At 71.5% G+C, this 16,874-nt stretch carries 14 protein-coding genes, 1 tRNA gene and 1 pseudogene; 4 read left to right on the top strand and 12 right to left on the bottom strand.

All coding sequences use genetic code 11. The features are described from left to right. Nucleotides 1-62: 62 nt before the first annotated feature. The 4 genes from tmk to OG440_RS16480 all read left to right on the top strand — a co-directional run bounded on the left by tmk (nucleotide 63) and on the right by OG440_RS16480 (nucleotide 6,560). Nucleotides 63-3,311: a dTMP kinase gene (gene tmk, locus OG440_RS16495; RefSeq protein WP_406007577.1), complete on the top strand. Its 3,249-nt coding sequence runs from the start codon at nucleotides 63-65 to the stop codon at nucleotides 3,309-3,311. Nucleotides 3,312-3,443: 132 nt separating this feature from the next. Continuing rightward, nucleotides 3,444-4,649 (top strand): DNA polymerase III subunit delta', encoded by a 1,206-nt coding sequence (locus OG440_RS16490; RefSeq protein WP_406007576.1) that lies wholly within the window; start codon nucleotides 3,444-3,446, stop codon nucleotides 4,647-4,649. 153 nt (nucleotides 4,650-4,802) lie between these two features. Further along, nucleotides 4,803-6,380, top strand: a complete 1,578-nt coding sequence (locus tag OG440_RS16485) for an alpha/beta hydrolase (protein WP_406007575.1) — start codon at nucleotides 4,803-4,805, stop codon at nucleotides 6,378-6,380. Between the two features lie 106 nt (nucleotides 6,381-6,486). After that, nucleotides 6,487-6,560, top strand: a tRNA-Thr gene (locus tag OG440_RS16480). 47 nt (nucleotides 6,561-6,607) lie between these two features. Here OG440_RS16480 and OG440_RS16475 read toward each other — a convergent pair. From OG440_RS16475 to OG440_RS16420, 12 genes and pseudogenes are all read right to left on the bottom strand, one after another. Further along, a pseudogene (locus tag OG440_RS16475) lies at nucleotides 6,608-7,992 on the bottom strand (tyrosine-type recombinase/integrase). Between the two features lie 62 nt (nucleotides 7,993-8,054). Next, complete coding sequence (locus tag OG440_RS16470) at nucleotides 8,055-8,258, bottom strand: helix-turn-helix domain-containing protein (protein WP_328538074.1); 204 nt, start codon at nucleotides 8,256-8,258, stop codon at nucleotides 8,055-8,057. A gap of 468 nt (nucleotides 8,259-8,726) precedes the next feature. Beyond that, the gene (locus OG440_RS16465; RefSeq protein WP_406007574.1) at nucleotides 8,727-10,208 is read right to left on the bottom strand and encodes an ATP-binding protein; all 1,482 of its coding nucleotides are present in this window, start codon (nucleotides 10,206-10,208) and stop codon (nucleotides 8,727-8,729) included. Then, a complete protein-coding gene (locus OG440_RS16460; RefSeq protein ID WP_406007573.1) occupies nucleotides 10,201-11,058 on the bottom strand; it encodes a bifunctional DNA primase/polymerase in 858 nt (285 codons plus the stop codon). Before OG440_RS16460 ends, OG440_RS16465 begins: the two co-directional genes overlap by 8 nt. Next, on the bottom strand, nucleotides 11,055-11,801 hold the full coding sequence (locus OG440_RS16455) for a DNA methylase (protein WP_406007572.1): 747 nt from the start codon (nucleotides 11,799-11,801) through the stop codon (nucleotides 11,055-11,057). The genes OG440_RS16460 and OG440_RS16455 overlap by 4 nt, the downstream gene beginning before the upstream one ends. A gap of 89 nt (nucleotides 11,802-11,890) precedes the next feature. Beyond that, a complete protein-coding gene (locus OG440_RS16450) occupies nucleotides 11,891-12,355 on the bottom strand; it encodes a hypothetical protein (RefSeq protein ID WP_406007571.1) in 465 nt (154 codons plus the stop codon). A 204-nt stretch (nucleotides 12,356-12,559) separates the two neighbouring features. Beyond that, on the bottom strand, nucleotides 12,560-14,656 hold the full coding sequence (locus tag OG440_RS16445) for an FtsK/SpoIIIE domain-containing protein (protein ID WP_406007570.1): 2,097 nt from the start codon (nucleotides 14,654-14,656) through the stop codon (nucleotides 12,560-12,562). An 86-nt stretch (nucleotides 14,657-14,742) separates the two neighbouring features. Continuing rightward, nucleotides 14,743-14,928, bottom strand: a complete 186-nt coding sequence (locus tag OG440_RS16440; RefSeq protein WP_354728812.1) for a hypothetical protein — start codon at nucleotides 14,926-14,928, stop codon at nucleotides 14,743-14,745. A gap of 2 nt (nucleotides 14,929-14,930) precedes the next feature. After that, entirely contained in the window at nucleotides 14,931-15,248 is a 318-nt protein-coding gene (locus OG440_RS16435) for a hypothetical protein (protein WP_354728811.1), read from the bottom strand. A gap of 1 nt (nucleotide 15,249) precedes the next feature. Continuing rightward, nucleotides 15,250-15,642, bottom strand: coding sequence for an RRQRL motif-containing zinc-binding protein (locus tag OG440_RS16430; RefSeq protein ID WP_406007569.1), 393 nt, complete (start codon nucleotides 15,640-15,642; stop codon nucleotides 15,250-15,252). Further along, nucleotides 15,642-16,532, bottom strand: coding sequence for a DUF2637 domain-containing protein (locus OG440_RS16425; RefSeq protein WP_406007568.1), 891 nt, complete (start codon nucleotides 16,530-16,532; stop codon nucleotides 15,642-15,644). The genes OG440_RS16430 and OG440_RS16425 overlap by 1 nt, the downstream gene beginning before the upstream one ends. Then, nucleotides 16,529-16,798: a DUF6284 family protein gene (locus OG440_RS16420; RefSeq protein WP_406007567.1), complete on the bottom strand. Its 270-nt coding sequence runs from the start codon at nucleotides 16,796-16,798 to the stop codon at nucleotides 16,529-16,531. The genes OG440_RS16425 and OG440_RS16420 overlap by 4 nt, the downstream gene beginning before the upstream one ends. Nucleotides 16,799-16,874: the final 76 nt, after the last annotated feature.

The raw sequence follows: 16,874 nt of genomic DNA, 5'->3' as shown, positions 1-16,874 counted from the left end.
GGGGCGGTCGCACGCGTGGACGGGGGCGACAGGGTGTCAGTCGCGGCCGATAGGCTGAAAGCATGACGCGAGCCGAGCAGCCAACGGCCCACCACCCGGCACCGGACGACGCCTTGGTGGCGGACTCCCGCGAGCGCGCCGTGCGCGCCCTGTTGCGCGAGCCGCAGCTCAAGCGGCTCTGGAGCGCACAGCTGGTGAGCGGGGTGGGAGACGCCCTCGCACTCCTGGTGTTCGTCCTCCTCGTCCTCCAGGCGGCCATCGTGGAGGGCTCCTTCGGGGGCGGGTACCGCGGCGTCGCCTTCGCGGTGGCGACCGTCTTCGCGGTGCGCATTCTGGCCACCCTCCTCTTCGGCGCCGTCCTCCTCGGCCCGCTGACCTCACTGACCTCGCCGGACGGCCCGCTCGACCGCCGCTGGACCATGGTCGGCGCGGACGGTGTGCGCGCCGCGCTGCTGATCGTCGCGCCGCTGTGGATCGACTGGACACCGGACGACGCCCTGGCGCTGCTGCTGGTCACGGTGTTCGTGACCGGGGTGGCCGAGCGGTTCTGGACGGTCGCCCGCGAGAGCGCGTCGCCGGCCCTGCTGCCCGCCCCGCCCCTGGAGGGCGCGACCGTACGGCCGTTGCCGGACCACATGGACGCCCTGCGCCGCCTGTCGCTGCGCACGGGCTTCGTGACGATCCCGCTGGGCGCGGCCACCCTGGTCGTCGCGGCACTGTTCAACAATCTTCTGGGCGCCGGGATCGAGTGGTTCGGCCAGCACCAGGCTGCCCTCGCCTCCTATGTCGCCGGAGGACTCTTCGCCGGGTCGCTGTCCATCGTGACCTTCCTGGAGCTGCCCGCGGTGCGCACCCCGCGCGCGCGGTCGCCGCTCGAGGGGCTGCGCCGTCCCAGGAACGCCACCGGCGTCGACGCGGGCCGCACCGGCGCGATCCCGCTGCTGATCCTCGCCTGCGCCGCCGTCGCCGGGGCGATCGCCGCCGCCGTCGCCGTGGCCGTGCTGCACGCCAAGGACCTGGGCGGCGGCCCGGTCCTCTACGGGCTGTTCGTGCTCGCGCTGACCGGCGGGGTCGTCGTCGGCGTCCGTACGGCGCCGAAGGTGCTGGCGGCGCTGTCGCGACGCCGGCTGCTCGCGCTGGCCATCGCCTTCACCGGCGTGGCGCTGCTGGCCGCCGGGCTGGTCCCGGACGTCACCAGCGTGCTGCTGATCCTGGCCCTGGCCGGCGTCGGCGCGGGCGTCGCCGCCAACACCGGGCACGCCCTGCTCGACCAGGAGACCGAGGAACACCGCCGGGCGCGGACGACGGAGCACCTGCACGCCGTCGTACGGGTCGTGGTGGCACTGGGCGTGGTGATCGCCCCGCTGGTGGCGGCGCTCATCGGCCCGCACCGGCTCGAGACCGGCAGGTTCGTGTTCGCGCACGGCGGTGCGGCGTTCACGCTGATGCTGGTCGGCGCGCTGCTGCTGCCGGTGGCCGCGCTGGTGCTGGCCAAGGTCGACGACCGTTCCGGCGTACCCCTGCGGCAGGACCTGCGGGACGCGCTGCTGGGTGGCGACGACCCGGTGCCCACGTCGGCCGGGACCGGCTTCTTCATCGCCCTGGAGGGCGGCGACGGCGCCGGCAAGTCCACGCAGGCCGAGGCACTCGCCGAGTGGATCAGGGCCAAGGGCCACGAGGTCGTCCTCACGCGTGAGCCGGGGGCCACGCCGGTGGGCAAGCGGCTGCGTTCGATCCTGCTGGACGTCTCCAGCGCCGGGCTCTCGCACCGCGCGGAGGCGCTGCTGTACGCGGCGGACCGCGCGGAGCACGTCGACACGGTCGTCCGGCCCGCCCTGGAGCGCGGCGCCGTGGTCATCACCGACCGGTACATCGACTCGTCCGTGGCCTACCAGGGCGCGGGCCGCGACCTGTCCCCGACCGAGATCGCGCGGATCTCGCGCTGGGCGACCAACGGCCTGGTCCCGCATCTGACCGTCCTGCTGGACGTGTCGCCGGAGGCCGCCCGCGAGCGCTTCACGGAGGCGCCGGACCGCCTGGAGTCGGAGCCGGCCGAGTTCCACGCGCGGGTGCGCTCCGGTTTCCTCACGCTGGCCGCCGCCGACCCGGGCCGCTACCTGGTGGTCGACGCGGCCCAGGAGCCGGAGGCGGTCACCACCGTCGTCCGGCACCGGCTCGACCAGCTGCTGCCCCTGTCCGAGGCCGAGATCAAGGCCCAGGAGGAGGCGCGTAGGAAGGCCGAGGAGGAGGCCCGCCGCAAGGCCGAGGAAGAGGCCGCCCGCAAGGCCGAGGAGGAGCGCCTGGAGCGTGAGCGCCAGGAGCAGCTCGCCAAGCTGCGTGCCGAGGAGGAGGAGCGCAAGCGGCGCGAGCTGGAGGAGGCGCAGCGGCGCGAGGCGGAACGCCAGGCCGAGGAGGCGCGGCTGCGCGCCGAGGAGGCACGCAGGCGTGCCGAGGAGGAGCGGGTGCGGCTCCTCGCCGAGGAGAAGGCCCGCGCCGAGGAGGAGGCCCGCCGCAAGGCGGAGGAGGAGCGGCGCCGCCGGCAGGCCGAGGAGGAGGCGCGGCTGCGTGCCGAGGCCGAGGCCCGGCGCCTGGAGAAGCAGCGCAAGGCCGAGGAGGCGCTGGTGCGGGCCGAGCAGGCCCGGCGCGCGGCGGAGCAGGCCGCCGCGGCGGCGCAGGTGGGACCGAAGCCGGCGCGCCCCTCGGGGGCGGCTGCTCCGGCGGTCCCGCCGGAGGCGGTGACCGTGCCGACGCCGGTGGTGACTCCGACGAACGCGTCGGGCGGGCCGGTGGACGAGACGGCGGTGCTGCCGCCGATCCGGATGGACAAGGAGCCCGCGGAGCCTTCCCGGCCGTCCGCGAAGGCGTCGGGCAGCGGGTCCGGATCCGCGAAGCCGTCCGGCTCCGCGGGCGGGGCCGACGCCGAGGTGACGGCCGAGCTGCCGCAGCCGTCGATCCCGCCGGGGGCCGCGGACGAGACGGCGGTACTGCCTCCGGTGCGCGGCGAGAGCGCCGAGGACGAGACGGCCGTGCTGCCTCCCGTGCGGGACCGGGACCCTTCGGACCGGGTGCCGCCGGGGTACTTCCGCGACGAGCGGGGCGAGCGGGACGGAGCGCGGCCCGACGGGGCCGACGACCGTACGCGCGAGCTGCCGCAGCTCGACGAGGAGGGCGCGCCCCGTCAGCGACCCCGTCCGGACTGGGCCGAGGAGACTCCGCTGGACGATCTGCCGACGCTGGCGGACGAACTGCTGGGCCCGCGCCGGGACGAGGAAGGCAACGACGAGGGTCGCGGGCGGGGCCGACGCCGCTGAGCGTCACGGCCGCCGCCGGCCGTCCCGCCGGCCGCGGCACCGACCGGCGACCTCACCCGTGGCTCGATTGTCAGTGGCACCCCGCACAATGGAAGCCGCACCGCGAAACGTGACGAAAGGGCGGCGTGACGCATGACCGTGTGGGACGACCTCGTCGGGCAGGAGAAGGTCAGCGAGCAGCTCGTCGCCGCCGCCCGGGACGCCGACGCGTTCGTCACCGCGGCCAGTGCCGCCGCCCCGCCGCCGGAGACGTCGAAGATGACGCACGCCTGGCTGATCACCGGCCCGCCCGGCGCCGGTCGCATCCAGGTGGCGCGGGCGTTCGCGGCCGCCCTCCAGTGCGTGAGCCCGGACCGGGCGCTCGGCGGCGTCCCGGGCTGCGGGTTCTGCGACGGCTGTCATACGGCCCTCGTCGGTACCCACGCCGACGTCAACACCGTCGTGGCCGTCGGTTCGCAGATCCTCGCCGAGGACATGCGCGACACGGTCCGCAAGTCGTACACCTCGCCCGCCACGGGCCGCTGGCAGATCATCCTCGTCGAGGACGCGGAGCGCCTGAACGAGAAGTCCGCCAACGCCGTCCTGAAGGCCGTCGAGGAGCCCGCTCCACGGACGGTCTGGCTGCTCTGCGCACCCTCCCTGGAGGACGTGCTGCCGACCATCCGTTCGCGTTGCCGGCACCTGAACCTGCGCACGCCCTCCGTCGACGCCGTCGCCGACATGCTCGTCCGGCGCGAGGGCATCGAACCGGCCGTCGCCGCGGCCGCCGCCCGGGCCACACAGGGGCACGTCGACCGGGCCCGGCGGCTGGCCACCGACCCCGCCGCCCGCGCGCGCCGTGCGTCCGTGCTGAAGCTGCCCCTGCGCGTGGACGACGTCGGCGGCTGTCTGCGCGCGGCCCAGGAGCTGGTCGACGCGGCGAGCGAGGACGCCAAGCAGCTCGCCGAGGAGATGGACGGCAAGGAGACCGAGGAGCTGAAGGCGGCGCTGGGCGCGGTCGGAGGCGGTCGGATGCCCCGCGGCACGGCGGGTGTGATGAAGGACCTGGAGGACAAGCAGAAGCGCCGCAGGACGCGTACGCAGCGCGACAGCCTCGATGTCGCGCTCACCGACCTGACCGCCTTCTACCGTGACGTTCTCGCCCTCCAGCTCGGCTCCCGCGTCGCGATCGCCAACGTGGACGCCGAGGACGCCCTGGAGCGGCTCGCCCGGGGCAGCAGCCCGGAGTCCACCCTGCGGCGCATCGAGGCCATTGCCGGGTGCAGACAGGCCCTCGACCGCAACGTGGCTCCGCTGCTGGCGGTGGAGGCGATGACGATGGCGCTGAGAGCGGGCTGACCCGCCGCGTCCATGCCCGGCGTCGGGCAGCGGGCGCCGGGCACGGCATCGGCATCGGCGCTCGCGTCCATCCCGGGTTGACCGGCGTCACTCGTCCGTGTTCGTTCGTGTACGTACGGCGTTCGCGTCATAGCGCAGAGTTACGCTCGCTGGATGTACCTCAGGCGCTCTTTCCGCAGGTCCCGCACCGGCGTCACCCTCCTCTCGCTCGCCGCGCTGCTCGTCTCCGGCTGTTCCGCCGCGGAGTCGACCAGCTCCGCCGGTTCGACGGCGGTGGCGGCGCTCGTCGCGCTGCCGCGGGCCACGCCGGCGGCACTGGCGCCGTACTACGGACAGAAGCTGAGCTGGCGCGGCTGCGGTGTGCCCGGCTTCGAGTGCGCCACCCTGAAGGCGCCGCTCGACTACGCCGACCCGGGCGCGGGCGACGTCCGGCTCGCGGTCGCCCGGAAGAAGGCGACGGGCCCGGGAAAGCGGCTCGGCTCGCTGCTGGTGAACCCGGGCGGACCGGGCGGCTCGGCGGTCGGCTACCTCCAGCAGTACGCCGGCATCGGCTACCCCGCCGGGGTCCGCGCCCGCTACGACATGGTCGCCGTCGACCCGCGGGGCGTGGCCCGCAGCGAGCCCGTGGAGTGCCTCGGCGGGTCCGCGATGGACACGTACACACAGACGGACACCACCCCCGACGACCAAGGGGAGACCGACGAACTCGTCGACGCGTACAAGAAGTTCGCGGAGGGCTGCGGCGCGCACTCGCCACGGCTGCTGCGGCACGTCTCCACCGTGGAGGCGGCCCGTGACATGGACATCCTGCGCGCGGTCCTGGGCGACGGGAAGCTGACGTACGTGGGGGCGTCATACGGGACGTTCCTCGGCGCGACGTACGCGGGGCTCTTCCCGAACCGAGTGGGCCGGCTCGTCCTGGACGGCGCGATGGACCCGTCGCTGCCCGCCCGCCGGCTGAACCTGGACCAGACGGCGGGGTTCGAGACGGCGTTCCAGTCGTTCGCGAAGGACTGCGTCACGCGGGCGGACTGCCCGCTCGGCAAGAAGGGCACGGCTCCCGCCAAGGTCGGCGAGAAGCTCAAGGCCTTCTTCCGCACACTCGACGCGCACCCGATCCCCACCGGCGACCCCGACGGCCGCAAGCTCGGCGAGTCCCTCGCCACCACCGGGGTGATCGCGGCGATGTACGACGAGAGCACCTGGGAGCAGCTGCGCGAGGCGCTGACCTCGGCGATCAAGGACAAGGACGGCGCGGGCCTGCTCGCCCTGTCCGACAGCTACTACGAGCGGGACGCCGACGGCCGCTACGCCAATCTGATGGCCGCCAACGCGGCGGTGAACTGCCTCGACCTCCCCTCGGCCTTCACCACCCCCGACCAGGTCGAGAAGGCGCTCCCGTCCTTCGAGAAGGCCTCCCCGGTCTTCGGCGAGGGCCTCGCCTGGGCCTCCTTGAACTGCGCCTACTGGCCGGTCGGGCCCACGGGTGAGCCGCACCGTATCGAGGCGAAGGGCGCCGCCCCGATCGTCGTCGTCGGCACCACCCGGGACCCGGCGACCCCGTACGGCTGGGCCCGGTCCCTCGCCCACCAGCTCGCCTCGGGGCGCCTCCTCACCTACGAGGGCGACGGCCACACCGCCTACGGCCGCGGCAGCACGTGCATCGACTCCGCGATCGACACCTACCTCCTCCACGGGACCCCTCCGGCGGACGGCAAGCGCTGCAAGTAGCCGCCGGCGCGGCCCCGGGAGGGCGCTCCCGGGGCCCGTTCGGAGCACCCCTGGAAACTGTGTAGACTTACCGACGTTGCTGATCGCACCATGGTGTGGACAGCGCGCCGCCTTAGCTCAGATGGCCAGAGCAACGCACTCGTAATGCGTAGGTCTCGGGTTCGAATCCCGAAGGCGGCTCTGCCGAAGCCTCAGGACTCACTCGCCGTGACCTGGGGCTTTTGCTTTTACCGGATGCGGCGACGGCGCTGAGCGCGGGCCGCGCGGCTGTCCCTAGTCTCAGTTGTGGGCTTAGGAGCCGGTTCCGGGGCGGGCAGGAAGGTGTCTCCCATGCGACGCATGGCGTCCTTCGAAAGATGTGAGCGGCCCTTGACGTAGCGGCGCGTCTGGCTGATCTGGGTGTGCCGCAGAATCTCCATGATCGTAGGCATGTCCACCCCCAGCTCATTCAGGATCGTTCCCGCCGTGTGGCGGCTCCCGTCGTAGAGGCGACGGTCCCCGATGCCTGCCTCCGCCAATAGCTCCTTGAACTCTCCCCAGTCGTCGCGGGGGTCGATGGGACGTCCGTCGGCCCGGGTGAACACGGCCTGGTGCTCCTGCCAGAGTTCGCCGGCCGCCTCCCGAAGTTCGTCCTGCTGCGCCTTGTGCGCGAGCAGGTAGGGGATGAACGCCGGCGGGATCGGTACCGGGTTCGTGCTCTTCCTGGTCTTGGGGCGGGTGAAGGCCAGACCTCCACCCTTGCGGTCCGGGCAGGTACTCGCGTGCTTGACGCACGTCTTGGCGCACGGCTTTGGGCACCCGCGCTTGTAGCCCTTGTGGATGGCGCAGTTCGGCGGGCAGGGCTCGAAGCGGTGCAGGCGCATCCCGCAGGCGTGCGCGTTACCGCAGCCGTGCCGCCAGGTGAGCCGCTGGAGTTGCCACCGGGGGTGAAACAGTTCGGCCTGTAGGTCGACGTACGGCCACCGCAGTCCCAGGGTTTCGCCCTGCCGGAACCCCATGCCGACGCCGACGATCCACCGCATGGAGGTGGGCCGCTTGGCCGCCGCTTCCAGGAACGCCTTGGCCTCTTCCTGGGTGAACGGGTTTGCCTCGGTCTCCTCGATGCTGGGCGGGTCGACCAGCATGGCGACGTTCTCGCCGATCATCCGGCGGCGGTGGGCAATCTTCAGGGCCCGCGACAGGATGCGGTGCACCTTGACCACGTGGGACGGGGCGCGCCCGGCGTCGAGCATCGCCCGGTACATCTGCTCAAGGTGCTCGGGGGCGAGCTTGTCGATGCGGTGCTTCCCGACTCCGGGAATGATGTCGTTGCGGGTTTTGGACCAGTAGTCGTCGAGCGAGCGGGGTTTGAGCTTCAGCTCGCGATGTCGGTCAGGTAAGTCTCCATCCACTGTCCGACCGTGGGCTTCCTCCCCGCCTTGGTGGCGCGCCCCTCGTCGCGGAGCTTCTCCAGCTCCCGGACCTTGCGCCGCACGGCGGGCTCGGTGCGGGCCATGCGGTGCCGGCGGTCGGGGCTCCCGTCGGGCAGCACGCCCATGGTGACGCGGCCGTGCCACCAGCCGTCATCGCCGAAGTAGATGGTGGATTCCAGGTTCGACTTGCGGGGGCTCATCTGATCCTCCATGCGAGAGGCGCCCCGAGCAGTGCTCAGGGCGCCTCTGGTGCGGGCTCTGGTCAGTTGGGCAGTGTGGCGAGGCTCTCGACGTACGCCTCGATGTCCGCACGTCGGATACGGCGTGTGCGGCCCAGCTTGATGTACTTCAGGGAGCCTTCGGCCATCAGCTCGTAGACGGTGGAACGGCCGATGGCGAGGGCCTCGGCCGCCTCCTCGGGCTTGTACAGGAGCCGATCGATGGGGGCGGCAATCGCGGTGCTCATCCGGGGTGCCTCCAGGGCAGTTCGGCATTGCCAAGGGGAGTTGTACGCGGGTCCCAGACCGGAGTCTGTCCGAGGTTCGGATTTCTGCGTCACCGCGTCACCTGCGTCATTCAGGCTTCTGACCTGCGGGTTTGGGTGACGCTGCGGATCGGGGCTGCGTCACCGGTGCGTCACCGGCTGCGTCACCGGGTGACGCAGGTGACGCAGGATGACGCAGAGCGAGCCGTCTGCGTCATCGCTGTTGTCGCAGATCAGCGGCTGTTTTCCGGCTCGGGTGACGCAGGTGACGCAGCGTCTTCCTACTTAGGACAAAGAAGGGGCCGCTGTTGTAGTTGGGGTGCGCCTTACAGATCGAAGAAGGAGCCGCTGCGCGGCGCGACCTTGGGGCGGCGTTCGCCGAACAGCAAGAGGAGCACGCGCCACCGGACTGGTGCTCTTCTTGCTTGTCCCTGGCGTTCGGATCGCGGGTCAGTGCAGCCGCTGCTGCTCGTGTGGAGGCAGGGTCGGGGCGGCCGTGCGGGTCATTTCGAGGTAGCGGCCCGCCTTGGTCCGGCCCGAGTCGATGAGGACGCCCCGGGCGGCCAGCGTCGGTTGGAGGCGCTTGAGCCGGTCGGAGAGGACTTTCCCGGTGGTCGGCCAGCCCTTGGGCAGGGCACGGCATTCGTCGCCGCTGTAGAGAAGGCTGAGGCAGTGCAGCCACTCGGTGGACGTCATCTGCTGCGCGGCGCCCGGCTCGATGGTCTCGGCGTGGCGGAGGACGGTCTGTGCGAGTAGGTCGCCTTCGATCACGTCGTCGTTGAGGTCGTCGAGGCTGGCCCGGTACGCGGGCAGGGCCCCGAGCCCGGTGGCTGCGTCGAACTGCGCGCACAGGTGCGCGAAGTCCGCCATGCGCAGATCGGTGGGCGTCTCCGCCTCCACGGCTCGGACCTTGACGGTGAGGTCCAGGAGCGAGCCGAGGACGACGGGCAGGACTTCCGCGTAGTCCGCCCACAGTTCCGCCTCCGTGCGGCGGACGCGGGGCCGTTCCAGGCGCAGGGGCAGGAGCCGTTCGGCGAGGTCGGGCCGGATGACGCCGACGTCGATTCCGGTCAGCAGGAGCGGCCGGCGGTAGCCGACGCGGAAGACGTCCCCGTCGGTGAACAGGGCGCGTTTGACGCTCTCGGCTCCGGTGACGATGCAGCACATGGCGTCGGAGAGGTCCGGCGTCATGTGGGAGAGGTTGTCCAGCGCGGTGATCCATCCCGCTGCGACCGCCGCGATCAGGTTCTCTTCGTCTTTCGGTGCCCGGCGCAGGTCGCCGCTCATGCCCTCGATGATCCTGGTGAGCATCCGGCCGCCGGTGGACTTGCCTGCTCCCTGGGGTCCGGTGAGGAACGGCGCGGGGACCGGTACGGAGGGTCCGAGGCAGCCGATCAGCCAAGCGATGGCCAGGCATTCGGTTTCGGCGTTGGCGAAGTTGCACAGCCGCATCAGCAGGTCGATCCCCTTGCCGTCGGTGTCCTTGACCGGCACCGGGAGTTCCCCGGTGAGCTGTGTCCGCCGCCAGCACACTTCATGGGGGTCGGGGGTGAGGATGTCCCAGCCGGTGGGGTGGATGCGGACGGACTGTCCGTCGTCGCGGCCCAGGTCCAGCCATGTCGCTCCGTCGAACCCGGGGGCAACGCGGATGTGCACGGCGTGCGTGTCCGACTCCAGCGCGAGCGCTTCGATCAAGTCCAACGCCTCCTTCATCGCTGATCCGTTGAACACGCCGCGACCGTCCTTGAACAGGCCGACCATGAGTTCCTGCCGGTGGCTGCCCGTGGTGCCCTGCGAGCGCATCGGGCGGGCCACGGGGTGGCCGTTCTTCTGCGCGTACACGGTCCCGTCGGCGGTGCGGAAGTAGCGGAAGTGGGACTGCGCGTAATCCGCGATGATCTGGCGGGCGGGGTTCTTCTCGTCCTCAGACATGGCTCAGTCCAAGCGTGGTCAGGGCGTTGGTCCACGCGTCGGTGCAGTGCCGGGGCGATTCGCCCCTGGCCTGCGCGGCGGTGAACAGCCGTGTGGTGTGAGCGTCGGTGAGGCAGCCGCACCGGCCATGCGTGGACAGCACGGCGAGGAACGTCCGGTAGACGGTGGCATGCACCGCCTCGCGGGCCTCGGTGATGCGTTGCACCGCCATGGCGATCCCACGGTCCAGATAGGTCGACGTACGGTGCGGGCACGCTCCCCGCTGGCCACTGAGGGGCACTGAGAGCGTCTGTGGCGACCTGCGGGCCGTGGACGGTTCCTTGACGGTCAGCGCGCGGACAGAGTCCGGGAGAGCGGCCATGGCGCCGGTACCGGGTCGGAGCCAACGGGCGTATGCCATAAGGGACTTGATGTCGACGCCGGGACGTACGGCGTTGGCTCCCTGCATGGCGCCCCGGTAGATCCAGTGCTCACCCCGGGTCGTGGGCACGGTGAGCGTCGCGGGCAGGCTCGTACGGGCCCACGCGATGGCTTCCGCGTTGTCGAGATCCACGACCGTGAGGCCGGCGCCGCCGGGGTGATAGGCCAATCCCGCCGCTTCCCGCCACGCCCGCGCCCATGTCGGCGAGTTGATGACGTTCGGGTCGGTGGTGGCGGCGGCCCAGCCGTGGCACGGGCGCGGGCAGGTGCAGGGGCCGGGGGTTTTCATGTTCGGCCGGCCACCGCAGGCGTTCTTCGCGCAGTCCGGGCAGTTCCCGAACGGCACCTTCCCTGCCCGCAGCGGCAGGGGCGGGATGCCGTGTCCGGCCAGCATGAGCGCAGTGTCGAGCAGGGGCGCGGCGGTGGTCATGCGGCCACCTCCAGCGCGGGAGCGTGGGCGGCGAGGAACGCGCGCCCGATCCATTCGGTGTAGGCGGGCGGGAGCGCCTCGCGCAGCCTGAGGTGATCCGTCGACCAGTCGATCCGCTTGGCGTCGCGGATCTCGGCGACGGTGGCCTTGCCACCGCCCTTGCCGTAGGCGGCGACGTAGGGGCCGTCCCGCCACTCGCCGTGTCGGTAGCCGCGCACGTAGCCCCGGTGTTCGGGGTGGGCTGGCTGCGCGGTGGTCCAGCCGCCCAACTCGAAGTAGCGGTGCATGAGCACGGCCAGCCCGAACTGTTCCCCGCACAGGCGGACGTCCTTACGCACCTCGGAACCGGGCACGTTCTCGATGACGTACGGCCGGCCCGTAACCTCCAGCGCGTCCCGGGTGGGGACGATGAGCCGAGGGTAGGTGCGGCCGATCGCCTTGTTGCGGGCGGCGTTCGTGCCCTTGGTCGGGGCTCCCTCGCCCTGGCACGGCGGGGACGCGTGGATGAAGTCGAACTCGTGCCCGTGGGCGCGGATGTACTCGACCGCGTCGCCCTGGTGGAAGGCGTCGCCCCGGTAGTCCGGCTGCGCCTGGATGTCGACGCCGGTGATGTGGCAGTTCCCGAACGCGCGCCGGTAGCCCTCGGTGCCGCCGCCGATGCAGGAGTAGGCGTCCAGCACCCGAAGGGGCTCGATCCGGGAGAGTAAGGCGAGCACTCGCCCGATGGTGGTGGGTTGCTGCATGCTGGGTGACCTCCAACAGGTCTGTAGTGGGCTGGTTGGGCAAGGGCGGCCCCGGACTTTGGCGAGAACGGGGGCCGCCCTTGGCGTAGCTACTGGTAGAAGCGGTTGCGCTTGATCACGGCCTTGCGGATGTTGACCGTGGTCCCGGAGCCGTGGCGGTTGCTGCTGAAGATCTGCACGGCGATCCACCCGCCGAAGATGACGGCGGCCAGCGTGATGAGCTGGGTGACCAGTGCGGCCAGCGCGGTGATGAACGTGGTGAGCATCAGCAGCCCCCCACAGACGGCGAGGAACCCGACGCCTCCGAGGGCGACGTTCACCGCCGTCTGGGACACGGCCGGCTTGGTGGCGACCGGTTCGGTCTGCATGGGGGTGACGGCGTATCCGGTGACGACACGGCCGTCCGGCAGGACCACGCTCGCGACCGTCGGGACGCTGCCCGGCTGGACGGGAACGAGGGGTGCCGCGTACGGCGTGGCCGGGGTGACGGGGGTGGGGTGGTGGACTTCCACGGACCGCAGCGCGGGCGTGTTGTGGGCGTGCTCGGGGTACATGCGGAATCCCTTCTGGCGGTGAGTCAGGGAGGCGGAGGCACACCCTGCTAGGTGGGCTGTGGAGGGGGTTTCAGGGGTGCTGACCTGCGCGCCTCCCTGCCTCCCTGATGGATCATTCGTGCAGGTCAGGACCAGGGATGCGGGTCAGGGAGGGGTTCAGGGAGTTCTCCCTGCCTCCCTGACCCGGGGAGGGTGTGCCTCCCTCTACTCGGAGGCGGAAGCGGAACCGTCTCCGTCGCGGTTGACGAGGGCGCGGGCGAGGCGGTCGCGGCCGATGACCTTGACTCCGTCGGACTTGTAGGGCTCGGCTCCGGTGCCGTCCAGGACGCGGGTGAGGTCGGTGAATGACCACCCGCCGTAAGCGTCCTCGTTCAGCAGCGCGAGCCCCTTGATGACGTCCTGGGTGCGCACCCGCGCCGCGTTGCCGACCACGGATGCGATGTCGGCGAGCGGGTCGCGCTCCTCGCCCCGCTCGATGGCGTGCAGGGTGGTGACGCCGTCGCGCAGGGCTTTGGCGCGGGCGGCGACCTCGGCGGCCGGGTCGTCGTCGATGAAGTGGGTGCGCACGGTGATGGACGTCTGGCCCTTGGGGATCTCGATGCCGTCGGAGGCGACCACGAGGGTTCCCTTGTCCAGGCCCTGGCGCAGCAGGTGCGGGGCTGCGCCGCCGTTGATGGCCTTGTCCCCCAGCGCCATCCGCGCCTGGGATTCGGTGCCCAGCACGAGGGAGGCGCGGGTGTGAGCGCCTTCGCGGACCAGTTTGGGAAGGTTCTGGTCGGTGGGGTCCTGGGTGCCCTCCCACAGCAGCACGTCGACCGCGCGCCCCTGGTTGTGGATCTTGCGGACGGCCATGAAGTAGCGGGAGGTGGAGGAGGAGCCGCCGTAGGGGCGCTTTTCGTCGTCCTTGACCGGGCACATGAACGCGACCTGCGCTTCGTCCACGATCACGATGAGCGGCGGGAATACCGTTCCGGACGGCGCCAGGAGACGGCGGTTCATCTCCGCCACGGCGTTCTCGACCATCTCCGTGACCTGGATGACGTGATCGTCGGTCGGCCCCTCGATGAGGACGTCGGCGATGCCGTTGAACATCTTCCAGTCGCCGATGCCCTTGAGGTCACCGATCCAGAACTGCACCGACTTGTCCAGCGCCAGCCACAGCGCGAGCGACCGGAGCGCGGCGGTCTTGCCCTGGTTGGACAGACCGGTGATGAGCAGGTGCCGCTGGTAGAGGCTGAGAGCGGCGGCATCCCCGCGCAGGTCCTGACCCCACGGGGCCTTACCGGTCTTGTAGTTCGCGGTCATGGTCTCGTCGGTGACCAGCGGGGACGGGCCGATCGGCTCGTCCAGCGCACCCGAGTCGGCGATCCACAGCCGCACCGTGCGCGCTGCCTCCGCGATCATGATGAACACCTCGTGCTCGTGCCGGGTGAGGTTCTCGGCGAGCTTGCGCCGCTTGGCCTGCACCTCGTTCGTCGACACCCCAGAGGGAAGGGTGACGTCGACCTCGACACCGCATCCGGCGATCCGGATGGGTCCGAGCATGGAGGCGCCGGCGTCGCCCATCTCCTTGATGGCCTTGGCCAGGTCGGGCACTCGCAGGTCGCGCAGAGCCTTGACCACGATCGAGGGGGTGATCGGCTCACCCACACTGTTGCGGACGTTGGCGGGCAGAGCCCACGCGGGTGCGGCCTGCTGTTTGCTGCCGACCGCCCACAGCGCGAGGAGAGCGAGGAACGGGCCCAGGGTGACTAGCGGACCCCAGACCACCTGAACGATGGTGATCAGAAGGTTGATGAAGTCGACGGCCGCCATGAGCGGGGTGACGACGTCGGACAGGTCCTTGGTGGCGATGGCCATGACGATGCCGAGGGCGACCAGGCCGCCTATGCCCATCCCGGTGCCGACCAGCGCGCTTTTGCCCGCGTCCAGGGGGGAGTGGAGCAGGTCCATGCGGCGGCGGTGGCGGGCGTCGCGGTAGCGCTGTCCGCGCTCCTCCCACTCGGCGGCCAGCTCCATGTTCCCCGCGGCTTCCGCCGTGCGCATGTAGCGCTCGTAGCGGGCGGCGGTCCGGCCGTCCCACGTGCGACGGCCCACGATCCGCGCGCCACCGACCACGTAGAGGCTGTGGCGGGCGATGGTACGGGCGGCGGTCTTGGTGTGCTCGTGCGTGACGGCGTGCTTGACGGCGCGGCCGGACCGCACCCACAGCGGGGTCGGTGCCGGTTCGGGGACCACGGTCAGCGTGGTCACGGCCGGCGGGTCGGTGTTCTTGTGCAGGCGAATGACGTTGTCACCCATGACGGAAAGGCTCCTGACTGCGGCGAACGGGGCGAGAAGAGGAAGGGCGGGCGCCGGCCCGGTGGCGGCCGGCGCCCGCGCGGGGGTTAGCGGCGGTGGCTGGTCTTGTGGTGGGTGCGCAGTACTGCCTTGCAGGCCGGGCACCTGCGCTCGGGGCCGTCACCGACGACCGGAGCGGGGATCACCTGGCCGCAGATGGCCCGGGTCACGCCGAACACCAGCGGCCCGCAGTCCGGGCAGTGAAAGTGCGAGATCAGGACGGGGCGCGGCATGCTCACCACCACCCCGACGACTTCTTCGCGGCCTTGGCGGCGGCGTGCTCGTTCACGACGCGCTGCCGCTCGGTCGTGAGCGCGGCGATCTCCGCGACCAGCCGGGTCTCCGCAGAACTCCATGCGGTCTCCAGCCTGCGTTCCGCGCGGGTGGGGGCCTCGCCCCGCAGGACGCGGTACGAGCCGCCGGCAAGACCGGCCAGGACCGCGCGCCGCTCGCGGCCGTCCAGCGGCCACATCTCGCGGTTGCGGACCGCTTCGAGCTTGCGGGTGGTCTGTTGAATTGCCTTGTCCAGGCGGCGGGTGTCGGGCTTGCCCATGTCAGGCACTCCTCAAAGATTCGGCGGGCTCGGGGAAGGCGCACAGCGGGCACATGCCGAGAGAGCGGGGCATGCAGTAGTCGTAGATCACGCGGCACTTCGGGCAGGTGCGGCGGGCGAGCATCGCCAGCGCGAGCGCGCCCCACTTGCGGGACGTCATCGGCCGGACCGGCTTGGCCAGCTCGACGCGGTAGAGGTAGGCGACCCGCATGCCGCCGGTGCGGCGCAGTTGGCGCATGGCCTGTGCCGCTATCGGCTGACCGCCCGGACGCAGTCCCTGCGCCCGCAGTTGCCGGCGTGTGGCCAGCCCGTCCGGGGCGAGCCGCCACGGGTAGGTGGGCACCCCGTACAAGGCGCCGGTCGGGTCGAAGCACTTGCCCCACGCGCCGGACATCAGGGCGCCGCCGGGCCCGTCTGCCGGCCGCGTTCGGCGAGCAGGGTGTCACGCAGCATCCGCGCGTTGACGGGCGAGGTGTGCACCTCTCGGCGGATTCCCTCCGCCGTGATCTGCGCCTCCGTCCAGCCGGCCGTGACCGACCGCGCTTCGGCGAGCAACTGATCCGGCGTGCGCTTCGGTCGTGCCGATCGGGCGGCCGGCGGAACCTTGCCCGTCACCGCGCGCGGCCGGGTCGATCCCGCCGGAACCGTCCGGGCGATCGGGGCGGGGATGGCCCGTACGGGCTTGAGGGGGAGAGTCGACTTGCCCAGGTCGATCGCGACTGGATCCGGCACCCTCAGCCGGGTCAGCGTGACCATGGGGGCCGGGGTCGATTCGAGTAGGTCAGCCGTAGACCGTTTCCTCTCGATCTCGGTAGATTCCTCCGTATTCGTGTCTGCGGCGGGAATCGGGGCGGGGCGGTGGTGCAGCACCTTCGCGACCAGATCGGATCCGAAGTAGATCGACCCGACCGGAAGCGACGTCGCCAGCAGCACCAGCGCCCAGTTCGCCGCCTCCCACTCCGCGACCCCGCCCAACTCGACCGCCCGGCCGTGCAACTCCGGGACCAGGCCGTGGACGTAGTTCAGGACGAGTGAGGCGATCGTGTAGGTGCCCAGCACCCGCAGCGCGAACTTGCGGTCGTCGTCGACCAGAACGAGCGTGGCGACCAGCGCCAGCGCCATCAGCCCGTCGACCACGAACGGGTAGAGGACGGCGGCGGTATCGTCCGCGCCGATCGCGCCGGCGATGTCTCGCAGCGCGTTCCACGAGACGCGGAACGCCATGCCGACCACACCGACCAGCGCCAGCACCAGCGCGGCACGGCCCTTGCGGCGAAGGTTCATGCCGCGCCGCCCGCCGTGCTCGCGCCGGCCGCACGGTTGGCCACGTCCCGCCGCGCCGCCAGGACCCGGATACAGGCCCGGCGGATCCGGCGGGCGTCGACCTCGTTCGCGGGGCGGTCGAGGGCCTTGATCTGCGCGTCGAGCAGGTCGACCTCCGCCAGGATCAGCGGAGACTCCAGCTCGATCGCGTCCAGCTCCGCGAGCGTCGGCTCGATCCAATCGGCGAACGCGGTAACAGCGTCCTGAACAGTGACGATGTTCTTCATTGGGTCGTGTTCTCCCTAGTCGGTGGAACGGCCCGAACGCGGCTCCCGGGAGGCACCCCGGGAGCCGCTCGCCGTT

Source organism: Streptomyces sp. NBC_00637 (genome assembly GCF_045161545.1).
Taxonomy (GTDB): domain Bacteria; phylum Actinomycetota; class Actinomycetes; order Streptomycetales; family Streptomycetaceae; genus Streptomyces.
The sequence above is the reverse complement of the archived record's forward strand: the minus strand, read 5'-3'. Positions and strand labels throughout refer to the sequence as shown.